Origin of the sequence: Aerococcus loyolae, assembly GCF_002871915.2 — a bacterium.
In the GTDB taxonomy this organism is placed as follows: domain Bacteria; phylum Bacillota; class Bacilli; order Lactobacillales; family Aerococcaceae; genus Aerococcus; species Aerococcus loyolae.
In genome coordinates this window covers 355,474-369,509 of the sequence record NZ_CP126958.1, presented here as the reverse complement: position 1 = coordinate 369,509, position 14,036 = coordinate 355,474, and the positions used below count along the sequence as shown (strand labels likewise).

General features: G+C 42.6%; 12 protein-coding genes. 1 reads left to right on the top strand and 11 read right to left on the bottom strand.

Features of this window, described 5'->3' with window-relative positions; genetic code table 11:
• Window positions 1-17 precede the first annotated feature (17 nt).
• The 3 genes from CJ190_RS01640 to CJ190_RS01630 all read right to left on the bottom strand — a co-directional run bounded on the left by CJ190_RS01640 (window position 18) and on the right by CJ190_RS01630 (window position 2,490).
• Window positions 18-749, bottom strand: coding sequence for a helix-turn-helix domain-containing protein (locus tag CJ190_RS01640; RefSeq protein WP_064292635.1), 732 nt, complete (start codon window positions 747-749; stop codon window positions 18-20).
• 80 nt (window positions 750-829) lie between these two features.
• Window positions 830-1,999: a pyridoxal phosphate-dependent aminotransferase gene (locus CJ190_RS01635; RefSeq protein WP_070598002.1), complete on the bottom strand. Its 1,170-nt coding sequence runs from the start codon at window positions 1,997-1,999 to the stop codon at window positions 830-832.
• Window positions 1,996-2,490: an Lrp/AsnC family transcriptional regulator gene (locus tag CJ190_RS01630; RefSeq protein WP_064292637.1), complete on the bottom strand. Its 495-nt coding sequence runs from the start codon at window positions 2,488-2,490 to the stop codon at window positions 1,996-1,998. The genes CJ190_RS01635 and CJ190_RS01630 overlap by 4 nt, the downstream gene beginning before the upstream one ends.
• A gap of 214 nt (window positions 2,491-2,704) precedes the next feature.
• On the opposite strand from CJ190_RS01630, the gene CJ190_RS01625 reads away from it, so the two are divergent.
• The gene (locus tag CJ190_RS01625; RefSeq protein ID WP_064292638.1) at window positions 2,705-3,682 is read left to right on the top strand and encodes a DUF1002 domain-containing protein; all 978 of its coding nucleotides are present in this window, start codon (window positions 2,705-2,707) and stop codon (window positions 3,680-3,682) included.
• Window positions 3,683-3,893: 211 nt separating this feature from the next.
• On the opposite strand, the gene rlmH is transcribed toward CJ190_RS01625, so the two are convergent.
• The 8 genes from rlmH to yycF all read right to left on the bottom strand — a co-directional run bounded on the left by rlmH (window position 3,894) and on the right by yycF (window position 13,617).
• Window positions 3,894-4,373, bottom strand: coding sequence for a 23S rRNA (pseudouridine(1915)-N(3))-methyltransferase RlmH (rlmH, locus tag CJ190_RS01620; protein WP_064292639.1), 480 nt, complete (start codon window positions 4,371-4,373; stop codon window positions 3,894-3,896).
• Between the two features lie 373 nt (window positions 4,374-4,746).
• Window positions 4,747-6,030, bottom strand: coding sequence for a S1C family serine protease (locus CJ190_RS01615; RefSeq protein WP_064292640.1), 1,284 nt, complete (start codon window positions 6,028-6,030; stop codon window positions 4,747-4,749).
• Window positions 6,031-6,118: 88 nt separating this feature from the next.
• A complete protein-coding gene (locus CJ190_RS01610) occupies window positions 6,119-6,949 on the bottom strand; it encodes an MBL fold metallo-hydrolase (RefSeq protein ID WP_082888625.1) in 831 nt (276 codons plus the stop codon).
• Between the two features lie 19 nt (window positions 6,950-6,968).
• Window positions 6,969-8,627, bottom strand: coding sequence for a DUF2207 family protein (locus CJ190_RS01605; RefSeq protein ID WP_064292641.1), 1,659 nt, complete (start codon window positions 8,625-8,627; stop codon window positions 6,969-6,971).
• A gap of 15 nt (window positions 8,628-8,642) precedes the next feature.
• Window positions 8,643-9,542 (bottom strand): two-component system regulatory protein YycI, encoded by a 900-nt coding sequence (locus CJ190_RS01600; protein WP_070598003.1) that lies wholly within the window; start codon window positions 9,540-9,542, stop codon window positions 8,643-8,645.
• 14 nt (window positions 9,543-9,556) lie between these two features.
• Window positions 9,557-11,032, bottom strand: coding sequence for a hypothetical protein (locus CJ190_RS01595; RefSeq protein ID WP_064292643.1), 1,476 nt, complete (start codon window positions 11,030-11,032; stop codon window positions 9,557-9,559).
• Window positions 11,032-12,903, bottom strand: a complete 1,872-nt coding sequence (gene walK / locus CJ190_RS01590) for a cell wall metabolism sensor histidine kinase WalK (RefSeq protein WP_013669607.1) — start codon at window positions 12,901-12,903, stop codon at window positions 11,032-11,034. The genes CJ190_RS01595 and walK overlap by 1 nt, the downstream gene beginning before the upstream one ends.
• Window positions 12,904-12,909: 6 nt before the next feature.
• The gene (gene yycF, locus CJ190_RS01585) at window positions 12,910-13,617 is read right to left on the bottom strand and encodes a response regulator YycF (protein WP_060777751.1); all 708 of its coding nucleotides are present in this window, start codon (window positions 13,615-13,617) and stop codon (window positions 12,910-12,912) included.
• Between the last annotated feature and the right edge of the window lie 419 nt (window positions 13,618-14,036).

The following is a 14,036-nucleotide window of genomic DNA, read 5'->3' as shown; positions in this document are numbered from 1 at the left end:
TTTGTGTCCTTCCTGGCTTAATTTTTCGATTGTTTTGAACTCTGCTTGATATTTTGTCCGTTGGACATCAACTCTCTTTCCACTTCTTTCAATTTTTTTAGAGCAGCATTCTCCGTTTCTAAGTATTCATTACGTGCTTTAAGCGCGGATAATTCTGTACGTAATTTCTCTTCTTCGTTTTGAATACTTATCGGTTTGCGGCGTCCTCTACTATCAATGAGCCCATCGGGACCATATTTCTTATACTTTTGGACCCATGAGTAAACATTATTGTAGGAAACTTTATGTTTTTCAGCAGTCTCTTTATAAGACATACCTGTTTCAAGAAAATCTTTAACAATATCAACTTTTTCCTGATAGGTTTTCTTTTGGCTTTTCATTGTATACACCTCGGGTTTAGGATGGTAGCCCTTTAATTCTTCCCTTTTAGTATACTTAGTAATCCAATTCCTCACAGTAGAAAAGCTAGGGATATTGTATTTTCTAGCAATCTTTTTAATTGAGATTTCTGTATTCAAGTATTCTTGAACTACGTTCTGCTTAAACTTTTCACTATAAGAATTATTCTTTGTCTGTGATTCTAGCCCTGCAAAGCCATGTTCTCGATATCTGAGATAATATTCTCTAAAAATAGATGAATCAATTGAGAGACCATACTGATCACAAAGCTCAGCATAGGAAGTTCCTTCTTCATAAAGATGGATATATTTAGCCAACTCTGCTGGTGAATGTTTTCTATTTGAACGCATAAAAACTCCCCCTAAAGTAGTTTTACTTTTTTAAGTGTCTACTTTAAGGGGAGCATACCAAATGGGCAAGTGTTTTTTTACTAATTTTGTCTTAGTCTTTGGATAAAATGCTTAAGTTTTTCAACCGCTGCTTCTAATTCATTTAAGGAATAGGCATAGGAGATACGAATATGCCCTTCGCCGCCTTCGCCAAAAGCCGATCCAGGAACAACCGCTAATTTTTCTTCATCTAATAATTTCAAGGCAAATTCTTCACTGGTGAGACCAAATTCACTAATATCTGGAAAAGTATAAAAGGCTCCTTGAGGCTCAAAGCAAGGGAGGCCCATGTCCTTAAAGCGGGCCATCAAAAAGTTTCGCCTTTGTTGGTAGGACCGTCGCATCACTTGGACATCATGGTCGCAGTCTCTTAGAGCGACAATCCCTGCATATTGAGAAATGGTTGGGGCTGCCATAATGGTAAACTGGTGAATTTTTATCATTTGTTCCATAATCTCATGAGGAGCACAGGCGTAGCCCAAGCGCCAACCGGTCATGGCAAAGGATTTAGAAAAACCATTGATATAAATGGTTCGCTCTTTCATTCCTGGGAAGGCAGCAATCGACACCAAGTTCTCTTGATTATAATTTAATTCAGAATAAATTTCATCAGTGATGACATAGAGGTCATGAGCCTCAATCACTGGCACTAAGGCAGCCAGCTCTTCCTTAGTCATACTTGCTCCAGTAGGATTGTTCGGGAAGTTGATAATCATTGCCTTGGTTTGAGGAGTGATGGCTGCTTCTAAATCTTCCGGAGTCAGAATAAAATTTCGATCAGCCCTTAAGGTCACGGGAACAACCACACCATCAGCTAGCTTAATTGAAGGCGCATAGGAAACGTAGCTGGGATCAATACAAATGACCTCATCACCAGGATTAATAATCGCCCGGCATACCATATCGATGGCTTCACTCCCCCCCACGGTCACCACGATTTCTGAGCGGGGGTCATAATGCAGGTCATGTTTGACATCGATGTATTGACTAATGGCCTGACGTAATTCCATCAAACCGGCATTGGCCGTATAGTAGGTTTTTCCCTCACGAATACATTGCATAGCTGCTTGTCGGATAGGCATGGGGGTCATAAAATCGGGTTCCCCCACCCCTAAAGAAATAACATCAGGGATTTCATTGGCAACTTCAAAGAAACGGCGGATGCCAGAGGGGGCTAGTTGGACCGCTTTATGACTGATTGACTGACTCATTGGCTAATCACCAACCGATTTCTACCATCCGTCTTCGTCTTGAATTGAGTCCCGTGGTCCTTATAGCGTTGCATGACAATATGGGTGGCAGTCCCTTGAACGTGATCCAGGGTAGCTAGTTTATTGACAAAACCTGATATCCTATGCATGGGGAGGCGCTTGGTTAAGACCAGATAGTCATAGGCTCCACTCATTAAATACAGGGCTTCTACTTCATCGTACTGACTAATCACATCAGCGACTTGTTGGTAGGAAACCCCCTTATGCAAGTTCACTGTGATTTCTATCATGGCTGACGCATACTCATTATCCGTCGCATCCCAGTTAACCATGGCTTGGATGCCAGAGAGGATATTAGCGTCTTTGAGCACTGCCTTCATCTCTACGACTTCATCTTTGCTTAAGGAAAGCATGTCGGCCAAGGTTTGGTCACTAAGACTGGCATCTTTTTCTAATAAGCGTAATAATTCATGGGCTTTTTCTTTATTCATTGTCATCGCCTCTTTCGTCTTCAATCGCTTTACATTTTTTTGATAGAACTATTTTAGCGCATTATGACCTCCTTAAAGCTTATTTATTTCTTAAAATAAAATTTTAGTTTCCAAGTGATTTTTTACAATTCCTTAGCCTCCCCTTAAGGAAAAGCTAAAAGATTATCTTTTTAGCCATGTTATAATAGAATTAATAATTAAGGAGGTTTTTCGAATGAATCAATTGAAACGTGGGCTCTTGGCCGTACTCGCTTGCCTAATGGCCATCGCCCTCTTCATTCCCCAAACAAGTGCCCAGGCAGCTATCAAAGAATCTATTTTTACTTATGGTGAGTCCCTCAACCAAAGCCAATTCCAAGAGACTCAAAAGCTCTTAGGGGTTGATGCCAATGCCCGAGCTGTCCAAGTGAATATTAATGAATTGAATGGCCTATTACATGATAATTACCCATACTACCAAGTTTATTCATCCGCTTATATTGCTCCAGCCAAGCACAGTGGAGTCAATGTAGAAATCGTCACTCCGAAGACCATTACCGCCATTACGCCCTTACAATATGAGAACGCAGCCCTAACAGCCGGAGCAACCAATGTGGATATTAAAGTCGCTTCCGCTGTTCAAGTGGACGGTTCCGGTGCCTTGGCAGGTGTCTATAAGGCCTTCCAAGACAGCGGCCAAGCCTTAGATGGCAAGGCAGTTTCTGTCGCCCAAGAAGAATTACAAACCGCTTCAACCATTACTAAGGAAAATCAAAACAAAGAAAACTATTCCGACGAAACCCTGAATGCTGCCATCGCTGATATGAAAAACCAGATCCAACAAGCCAAAGAACAAAATGGCGGATCGATCGATGGCAATACCATTCAAGTCATTGTTAATAACGTCATCAATAATTACAATCTTAATGGCGTCCTTTCTGAAGAAAACATTCAACAATTACGCGACCTCATGACCAAATTTAGCCAAATCGAACTAACTGAAGAACAAAAAAACGCTCTTTCTAACTTTGGCCAAACCTTAAAAGAAAAGAGTGGCCAATTAGTGGATTCCGCCAAATCCGCTTGGGATAATATGGACGAGACTGATAAAAATGGAATCACCGATTTCTTCCACAGCCTCTGGCAAAGCCTCTTAGGCATCTGGGATTCAATCTTTGGCACCAATTATGCCCAAAATAACCAAGGTCAATAAAATTTTATAATAAAAACTAAGCCACTAGGCCCTGGATAAGTTGACTTATCCACAGAGCCTAGTGGCTTTTTTGACTTTTGTCGCACTCTATCCAAACCTGCTCCCAGCGCAGAGCAAGCGTCCGCTTCAGAAGTTCCTGTAAATCCTCTTTAAGGATTTACCAGGTACTCCTTCCAGCGGTCTTGCTCTTTGATGCGCTTGTCGCACTCTTTTATTTATGATAGGGTTCGTGGTGAATAATGCGGAAGGCCCGGTATATTTGCTCGCTAAGCACCAAACGCATCAATTGATGGGGGAGGGTCATCCGACCAAAACTCAGTAAAAGATCCGCCCTCTGGTTGACAGCCGGACTGGTTCCCAAGGATCCGCCGATCACAAAGACGATCTCACTCTTGCCATAGGTCAGGCAATGATCAATTTGCTGGGCCAATTCTTCCGAACTTAAGGCCTGGCCCTTGATAGCAAGCACAATGACATAGGCTTGGGGAGAAATCTTAGCCAGTAGGCGTTGACCCTCTTTTTCGATGATTTGCTGGTTTTCCAAGTCGCTGGCATTGTCTGGGGTGGGCTCATCCTTAACCTCAATCACTTCTAATTTACCATAGCGTTGCATTCGTTTTTGGTACTCAGCAATCCCCTGTTTCAAATATTTTTCTTTCAATTTTCCCACGCTGAGGATGGTAATCCGCATCTCAAGTCACCCTTTTCTTCAAATTCTTCTTCATCATAGCATAACTCCCCCTTTTCACAAGGACTTATCCACAATTTCCTCCACAAATCCACAAGTTGTTAATAATAAAGCCTATTATTAAGGGGTTTTTGCCCAGGAATTTTGACCTATCCCAAGTTTTCACTTTTTATACACATAATTGCCCACATAGCAGAAAGCTATGATGACGGGACTTATCCACTTTTCAACAAAGTTATCCACAGTTTCACAAAGTTTTCCCCTGATCTTGTGCATAAGGCTTGGGGATTATGTTGATAAAGCCAAAAACAAGACAAAGAAAAAGCCCCAGTAAACCTGGAGCTTGCACACAATATTATCAAAAAATTCTAAGTAACTAGGCATTATGATGGTCTTGAGGCCGTAATTGAACGGTAGTGGTTTGCTTCTTACCATTGCGGTAATATTCAATTTCAACCTTACCATTTGGGTCTGAACCATAGAGAGCTTGACGCAATTGAGTGGTATCCTTAATTTCATGGTCTCCAAAGCGAGTAATCACATCATACTGCTTCAAACCTGCTTGGTCGGCAGGAGAATTAGGGTCGACCTCCATCACAACTACCCCATCCTCAACTGCCTCAGGCAATTTCAACATTTGTTTTTGCCGTTCCAGCGGGAATTGGTAGAGACTAGCCATACGCAAGCCTAGTCCTGGCCGGGTCACATGACCATCTTTTTCTAACTGGCTAATAATCGTGGTCACATCATTACTTGGAATGGCAAAGCCCATGCCTTCCACTTGGGCGGTGGAGATCTTCATGGAGTTGATCCCAATCACTTGGCCGGCAGAGTTCACCAAAGCGCCCCCTGAGTTCCCCGGGTTAATGGCTGCATCTGTTTGAATCGCAGTCACGGTCCAGTCACTTTGCCCGTCTTCATCTAAGTCGGTCGGTACTTGACGGTTCAAACCAGAAACGATCCCTGATGTTACCGTTGAGGCAAAATCAGAGCCTAATGGCGAACCAATGGCAATGGCTGGTTCCCCTACCTTCAATTGAGAAGAATCGCCAAATTCTGCCACGGTTTTAGCATATTCAGCTGGCATGGCCAAGACAGCCAGGTCAGTCCAAGGATCGGCTCCTACCAGGTCAACTGGCACTTGGGTTCCGTCAGCAAGGATAATCTCCAGGGCGTCACTGCCCTTAATCACATGGTTGTTGGTGACGATATAGGCCTTGTCACCATGGACCTTATAGATCACTCCCGAACCTTCTGAGGCGGTTTTTAGTTCATCACTATTGCGGCTGGGTTGGGTGAAGCCAAATAAGTCATAAACCTGGTTGTTAGGACGAGCCAGGTTCACCACCGAAACCACTGAGCCAGCAACCTTATCCACCACAGCAGAAACATCAGATTGAATCTCAACGCTGGCTTGTTGGGTCCCTTGTTGACCTTTATTTTCGCTCTTATTTTGGCTTTCGGCATTGACTTGGCGTTCAACCATAGTCTTCACTTCATCTTCAGAAACCTTGTCTTGGTTGGCGTAAGCGGAGACCCCACCCACTAAGCCAGCACCGATTAGGCCACTGATAATAGCGGTTCCCCACTTAGAATTGATAGCGTTTTTAGTGTCATCTTTTAAATTATGATTTTTATCAGGATTAACTTCTTTAGGCATATTTTTCCTCCACTTGTTATATTTGTTCACTTCAAGGATTTTAACTATCTTAGAATGAATATTTGAAAAATATATGAATATTTTCTCATTAAAGGGTAAATAGATCGGTAGGTTGGTAATGGTGGGTCTCATAAAGGTCGAAATCATAGCCCACCCCGAGGCCGTTCTCCTTTAAAATCGCCGTATTGGTTTCAAGGGCCAGGGCATTTAAGTTATTCTCCCTGGAAATATGCCCCAGGTAAACCCGTTTGGTCCGATCACCAATCATTTTAGTCAAGGCTTCAGCCGTTTCAACGTTAGACAGGTGGCCCCGGTCAGAAAAAATCCTTTGCTTTAAACGCCAAGGGTACTTACCCATTCTTAACATATCATTGTCATAGTTGCTTTCAATCATCAGGGCATCAGAATTGTATACCAGGCCAGCTAAACGATCGGAAACATAGCCTAAGTCTGTCATCATGGCGAATTGCTTGCCATCTTTTTGGAAGGCATAGAACTGCGCATTGATAGAGTCATGACTGACAGGAAAACTCAGGATATCGACATCGCCAAAGCTAATCCGTTCCCCCGGCTCCATAATTATCTTTTGGTCAGCATCTAACTTGCCACATTTCTGCTCGAGATAGGACCAGGTATCGGCATTGGCATAGATGGGGAGTTGGTAGCGCCGAGCCATAATGCCTGCTCCCTTGGAATGGTCAGAATGTTCGTGAGAGATAAAGATGGCATCAAGGTCCTTGGCATCCCGGCCAATTTTCTGGAGCAATTCCTCAATACGCTTACCACTTAAGCCCGCATCAACTAAAATATTTCGCTGTGGGGTTTCAATATAAGTCACATTTCCTGTTGACCCACTAGCTAACATACAAATGCGCATGGTAAAATCTTTTTGCTCTGCGTCTTTGTCCAAAACATCCAAACTTCATTCTCCTCGTTTCTTACATAAAATCTTTTAATTGGTATTGGTTCACAGCATCTAAAGCCTGAGCTAAGTTGCCGCTTAGCGACTGGTTGGCTTTTTTCGCCTGCTTGATCAGTCGGTAGTTATCCCCAGTCACAAAGCTGTAGAGGTAGTCCTTTTGACTGTAACCTAAAGACTGGTCTCGACCTTTAAGGCTGTTAAAATAAGTCTTCCAATATTTGGCAAGTTCTTGCCCCTGGGCATTATAAATCGGCAGAGTATAACGCCTCAATAAATAGATCCCCACTAAGCAAAAGGCCAGGGCTAAGAGCCAAATATGACCCCTATTTATCTCCCAGATTAGCCAAATCACTAAACCCGCTAGGACGATAAAGACAGCGACGTAAAGCCACCATAAAAAGCCATACAAGCGGCTTCCGGTCTTATCTAATAACTGCAGGTCCTGTTTGCGTTTTTTATCCAGCTTGCTAAGGGCACGCAATAAGTTGCGGTAAGCCTTCGTCTTGCCCTTCTTTTTCAGACCCAGACTATATTTAAAGCTGGCGAAATCAAGATCCCTATCCTCTTGGTAACCAATAAAGGCATCAAGAACCACTTGTTCATAGGGATCGTCACTTTGACTAGCCAAGACTTTAAAGTAAGGGTAGAAGCGGTCATCCGCGTTGACAAAACGTAAGGACAAGTTGCCTTTAGCTACTAAGGATAAAAGGACCAGCCACAGCTTATCATGCCGGCTGTAATTCTTCTTTAATAGTTCGCTGACTTCGACCGGGCTGAGTTCATGACTGTGGTTGACTTGCTGAGTATCAGCTGCTTGTCGAATCTTTTGCTTGCGTCTGAGCAAAAAGTAAGTGTAGAGGATCAATAAGGCGACCAAGGCTAAACTGACCCCCATCACTATCCAGTAACGTTGGCGGTACCAGGCTTGTCTGGCGGCGATATGCTTATCAATCTCTCGATTAATTTGCTCACCCTTAGAGACGGGACCTTCCCCCTTGATATTAGGCATCACGTCTGCTGGAAGCACCATTTGCACGTTCAACTTACTATCCGCGCTCAGATCTCTGACTTGAACTTGTAAGGTCGACTCATCCAGCCATTTCTCTTGGATATGGGCTGGGCTAGTCAACCAGGCCTTATAGTGGTTTTTGTCCACTGCCTGGGGAAATTTAAAGGTAATTTGTGCTGAGTGAATATCGAAAGGCAAGAGCAAAAAGTCCTTTTGCATAATCACTTGATTGCCGTACTTGGTCCAGACATCCTCAATATTGGCAATATAATTAACAATTTCATCATCGCCAGACATGGTATTGTAGAGGTCCACTTGGACACTATTGCCGTTTTGGTGGAGGTCAAAGGTTCCTACCGTGTGGGAAGTACTCTGAACAAAAGGAAAGGCTTCGCTGGCTGAATTCATTCGCATATCGATATTTAATTGACGTAGGTGGCCACTTTCGCCTGTACTAATCACATGGCTTAATTGGTCGACTTGCTTATCAAATTGATAGCGAACTTGTTCGTGCTCCTTAATATCTCCTTGCTGGTCAAATTCCACCTTAACCTGGTAATCAGCAACTGAAATTCCTTGGTTATCTGCTGCAAAAACCGAATCAGGAAGCAGGCAAAACAGGCCTAAAAGGATGATTAAGGTCAGGGTTGGAAATTCTTTTTTCATGGTTTGATCTCCTTCCTAGGCGGCTTGACTATTTTGGCTCCCCGCCTTGTCGCCATCACTTGAGGGATTAACTGGCTGAGAAGCGGGGGCATTTTGGACGATCGTCCCATTAATGGCATCAACAAAGGTAGTTTTAGTGGTATGGTCATCCAACTGCATCATAATGGCCCAAACCGGTTTAAAAACAATAATATCATCAACAGATAAAGTTTGCTGGTAACAAATATTGGCTGACAAAATATTGGCCTTGGAAGGGATCTCATTATAGAGATATAAGTTATCAATGGCATTCTTTTGGGTGATCAAAGGACGTTCTTCCCCTTGCGGACTCACGTCATGGACATGGCTCAATTCATAGGAAACGATTTCATTTTGATCATTTAAATGAAAGAGTAATTCAGCACTAGAATCCATGGCCAGTTTGTCGGCATAGGTATTTTGCCCATAGTAAATAATTTTGCGTTGGCGGTTATAGATCAAGAAGTGATATTCTTGACCATGCTCAATCGCTCCAGAAGCTAACAAGTCCTCGATCGGCTTTAAGGCCTCTGGGGACAACTGGGTAGGGTTTTCTACATTGCTCTCCGTTAGGGCCGGTAGTTTAATCGGATTTTTAAATTCCCCATAGAGTTCCTCAGTTGAATCCCGCCACTCTAACTTCTGTTCCTTGGCCCGGTCTCCTCCATCGGTGGATAGGCGACTTTGTTTGCCTGCGATCAGTGGCAACTGGACGTCATCTGAAGAAGGGCTAAAGTTCATGGTGACTTCATTATTCTTTAATTCCTGTTGGATATTAATATTGGACTGGATGGAAGTCGTCTCCATAAAACTCTTTCCAAAAAGAATATAGGCCAGAAAGATATTTAAGGCGAGAAAGACAATAATTAATATATTTTCAATTTGACGAAAATTCATAAGACTTCCTCCCTCTAACGGCTCTGAGCCTGGTTCATTTCTTTAAAGACTTCTTCGTTATTACTATCCACTTCTGCTGGTTGAGCCTCCTGGTCGCTGCGATTGTGTTTGATATAGACCGGAACGTCGTTTGCCGTATTTCGCGTCACATAAGCCTCATTTTTAGTCATATCGACCAGTTCATCTAGCATAAAGTAGGTCCCATCTTTTTCAATCATCCAACAAGGCACCAAGGAAATTAAACGATTGGATTTGGAACTAGGTACCCAATAATAGCCGATATTTATCGAATCAATATCCTTACTACTAATATGGTTGACTTCAAGCAATTTCATAATACTGGTAGCCGGTTGCATTTCAAAATTTTCCGTCAAATCATTCAAGGGCGTTTGAATATTGAGGGCTGAAAATTTAGCTTGCAGGGTATGGTCCTTAGGAAAACCAATTCGGATCCGTGAAACAAAATTAGACCCATAAATAGGGATGCCGCCAACGACTTTTCTAAAGGTGACATTCTTTTCTTTATGGTTATATTGGCTATAGATCCAATTATCATTATTGGCCTGGATGCGTTGGAGGTCATTGTAAGCTTGTAAGATGACCGACAAGGGATCAGTATTAAGCTCGTAATCAACGGTTTGGTTGAATAAAATTTCAAAATTACTATTATTAATTACTAAGCCCTTGTTTTCGGTATAGTAGCGAGCAGACTCAACGTCACTATAGTCATTGACTTGGTCAGGGAGGTTAAATAAGAGCTGCAAGTAGGCCGCATTGGATTGACGTTCCAAAATATAGGATAAGGCCTTAACCTCAACCTTGTCATCGAGCAAGTAGTGGTAAGGGGTTTTCAAATCAACCCGCTTAACTGCCTTAAAACCACTCTTATTCTCATCGATACTGGTCTTTAAGTCATCAAAGTTAGCCGGCGCTTTTAAAGGCAGACTATAGACTAGGCCCTCTTCCCGGTCAATCAAGTAAAGAATTCGGCTATCCCGGGGATAGGAGATAAGATTGATGGGAATTTGTCCTAATTCGCCACTAATGTCATCACTGGTCAAGCCTAAGAGTTGGAGAGGGATTTGATCCGCGTACTCCAGCTCGATCATTTCCTTATTATGACTTTCTTGGATATAGTCAGCCAATGATTCTTTCTTGAGACTTTCCAAGTCAAGCTTATCCACTTTTAACTGGGTCATCTTCTCATTAAAGTGAGTTAACAAATTAGCTTCCCGGCTTTGCCAAAAGCCATCTCCATCAGTGTAGACCAAAGAAACAGGCCGGAATACTTTTAAGAGTGGCGTCTTGTCCCCCGGATTAGCTATTTGAGTCGGGGTAAGGGCAGTGGTTTTCGCTTCCATTCCCTCATCCCCTGACCAATTACTAGATAAGTTAGTGAAAGGGCCAATAATATTAAGGGAGAAAAAGATACTGAGTAAGACTAAAAAGGTTAATAGAAAATGAGGCAAGTTTGTCCAAAATTTTCGCATTATTCCCAATCATCCTCCCCCATATCAGGTTCAAAGGGCAGAGAAATAAAGAAGGTTGATCCCTTATTCTCAATACTATTGGCCCAAATTTTTCCGTGATGTAATTCCACAACTTCCTTAGCGATGGCTAAACCTAGACCCGAGCCACCTTGTTGGCGGGAACGAGCCTTGTCTACCCGATAGAAACGGTCAAAAACGTGTCCAAGAGCTTTTTGTGGAATACCTAGTCCTTGGTCTTGAACACTTAATATCGCCTCATTATGAGTGGTCATAAGACGGACCGTAATCGTCCCCCCATCTGGTGAATACTTGATGGCATTGTTTAAGATATTATCAATTACTTGTGTGAGGCGGTCTTGGTCAGCCTCCACCCAGATCGGTGACTTGGTTAATTCGCGTTGGATATGATATTCTTCATTGACATAATCCTCTGATTGAATCATCATATCGAAGCGATCCAAGATATGGTTGACTAAACCTTGGAAATCGATCAACTCCAGGTTCATTTCCTGGCGGTTAGAGTCCATCCGAGAAAGGTTCAAGAGGTCACTAATCATTCGAATCATGCGGTCCGTTTCCCTTTGAATGACACCGAGGAATTCTACCGCTAATTCAGAATCCTTAATGGCGCCATCAGCCAGGGCTTCACTATAGGACCTGACACTGGTCAAGGGCGTCCGCAATTCATGAGAAACATTTGAGACAAATTGGCGGCGGTCACGTTCTATTTTTTCATGCTCAGTCACATCAGTTAAGACCCAGACTAGACCACTGACATAGCCAGATTCCCTTTGGATGACAGATAACTCACCCTTAATAATGGATTCTTGGCCATCATCAGAAGTAAAATGCATTAAAATATCACTTTCACTATTCAATAACTCACGGAAAGTATATTTATCCCTTAAATTGAGCACTTCCATAATGGAATGTCCCATAATTTCAGCTTCTTTTTTGCCAATTAATTCACAGGCCCGATTATTGGTAATCATGACCCGACTGCGGCGGTCAGTAGCAATCACCCCATCGGTCATATGTTTTAAGACTGAATCCAGCCGTTGGCGTTCAGATTCCGTGGATTCTTGGGCTTCGCGCACTCGAACCGATAGATAGTTAATCGACTGGGCTAAGACGCCCATCTCATCATTACTATAGACCTTAACCTGGTCACTATAATTTCCATCGGCAATCTTTTCAATTTGATTGGTCATTTCTTGGACTGGGCCGGTAATCCCTCTAGAGATTAAGACTGCCAATAAGATAGAAAAGACCAAGGCCAAGCCCGATGAAGTGATATAAATCAGCCCAGTATTTTGCACTTGGTTGTAGACACTTTCAATATTGACTGTCACACTTAAAACCCCGATCAATAGACCGGAATTATCTGAAGAAAAAATAGGGACAACATATTGTTTAATTCGCAAATTCTCTTCATTGTCATACATTTCCTTACTTAGGCTAGTGTTATTATAGAGAACTGTACGGATCATGTTATCAGTCGTTTGTTGGCCCACATTGGCCTGGTTGCTGGGGTTACTTGAGGCGAGAATCTGTCCCTTATCATCAACCACCAAGGTTTCCAAAACATTGCTAACATTAAAACGACGCAATGAATTAATTAATTGCGCCTGTTGGTCACTCGTCTTATTATCTTCATTTTGAATAATGGGGCGAACACTATCCTCCAGAAAGCCAATTTGCACATTCATTTGATCATCAAAGCTGCGCATCATTTCCTGTTCCAATTGTTGGATAAAATAAGCCCCGGCAAATTGCAAACCAAGTAACAAGAGCAAGATAATGACCAAAGGAATCTTTAAATGAATCGAATTAAGAAAGGAAATTTTCGATTTTTCTTGTTTTTCCTTCATTGCTTCCTACTCCTGGTCATTATCTTGGAGATAATACCCCACACCACGGCGGGTCATGAGTAATTTCGGATGGCTAGGGGTGTCTTCGATCTTTTCACGTAGACGACGTACGGTCACGTCCACGGTTCGAACATCGCCAAAATAGTCATAGCCCCATACCGTCTGCAAGAGGTGTTCCCGGGTCATCACTTGGCCTAAGTGCTTGGATAAGTAATGGAGAAGCTCAAACTCACGGTGGGTCAGATCAACTTCCTTACCATTCTTAGACACATAGTAGGCATCTTCATGTATGGTTAGGTTACCAACATTTAATTCATTACTTTCTTCTTTTTCTTCTGCAGCCTCAACGTTAACCTGGGACCGGCGGAGGTTGGCCTTAATCCGAGCTGAAAGTTCCCGGTTGGAAAAGGGCTTGGTCACATAGTCATCGGCTCCCATTTCCAAGCCGAGCACCTTGTCAATTTCTTCACCCTTAGCAGTCAGCATAATGATAGGAACACTGCTGGTCTTACGGATTTCACGACACACTTCCAAGCCGTCTTTTTTAGGCAACATTAAGTCCAAAACAATAAGGTCAGGTTGGTAGCTGGCAAAACTTTCTAAGGCTTCTTCCCCATCAAAAGCTGCCAGGGTATCATAACCTTCCTTTTGAAGGTTGAAGGTAATGATATCTGAAATTGGTTTTTCATCATCAACGACTAAAATTTTTTTCATTATTAAAACTCCTTAAGTGTAACAGTTACAGCAGAGGACGAAATTGCTAGAAGAAAATCCATCAGCCTAGCCTGCCTGTGCCTTGGAATTTTCTAAAGTGACTTCAAGGCTAGCTCTTCGAACCCAACTCCCTGAGCCTTATCAGCTATTGGAGTAGACCTTCGCCCTATGACCGGAACACGTTTTAGTTTAAGAACTTCAATTTTCCATCTAAATTTTTCTATTTCCTCCATTCTTAGCCAACCCCTGCGTCAGGGTCGACAAAGAATTGTCAATAGAATACTCTCTAATTTATACATTATACCGTGAAAAGGGCGAAAAACCAATGCCAGCCCTTTTATTTCTGACTTCCTACAAGACTTTTAAGCAAAAAAGCGAGTCTTGGTGATGCCAAAAGCTCGCTTATAATCATGTTTCTA

Coding starts and splice junctions, on each gene's coding strand:
- CJ190_RS01595 (WP_064292643.1), bottom strand. CDS start 11,032: ATGCGAAAATTTTGGACAAACTTGCCTCATTTTCTATTAACCTTTTTA.
- yycF (WP_060777751.1), bottom strand. CDS start 13,617: ATGAAAAAAATTTTAGTCGTTGATGATGAAAAACCAATTTCAGATATC.
- CJ190_RS01625 (WP_064292638.1), top strand. CDS start 2,705: ATGAATCAATTGAAACGTGGGCTCTTGGCCGTACTCGCTTGCCTAATG.
- CJ190_RS01640 (WP_064292635.1), bottom strand. CDS start 749: ATGCGTTCAAATAGAAAACATTCACCAGCAGAGTTGGCTAAATATATC.
- CJ190_RS01600 (WP_070598003.1), bottom strand. CDS start 9,542: ATGAATTTTCGTCAAATTGAAAATATATTAATTATTGTCTTTCTCGCC.
- walK (WP_013669607.1), bottom strand. CDS start 12,903: ATGAAGGAAAAACAAGAAAAATCGAAAATTTCCTTTCTTAATTCGATT.
- CJ190_RS01635 (WP_070598002.1), bottom strand. CDS start 1,999: ATGAGTCAGTCAATCAGTCATAAAGCGGTCCAACTAGCCCCCTCTGGC.
- CJ190_RS01615 (WP_064292640.1), bottom strand. CDS start 6,030: ATGCCTAAAGAAGTTAATCCTGATAAAAATCATAATTTAAAAGATGAC.
- CJ190_RS01605 (WP_064292641.1), bottom strand. CDS start 8,627: ATGAAAAAAGAATTTCCAACCCTGACCTTAATCATCCTTTTAGGCCTG.
- rlmH (WP_064292639.1), bottom strand. CDS start 4,373: ATGCGGATTACCATCCTCAGCGTGGGAAAATTGAAAGAAAAATATTTG.
- CJ190_RS01630 (WP_064292637.1), bottom strand. CDS start 2,490: ATGAATAAAGAAAAAGCCCATGAATTATTACGCTTATTAGAAAAAGAT.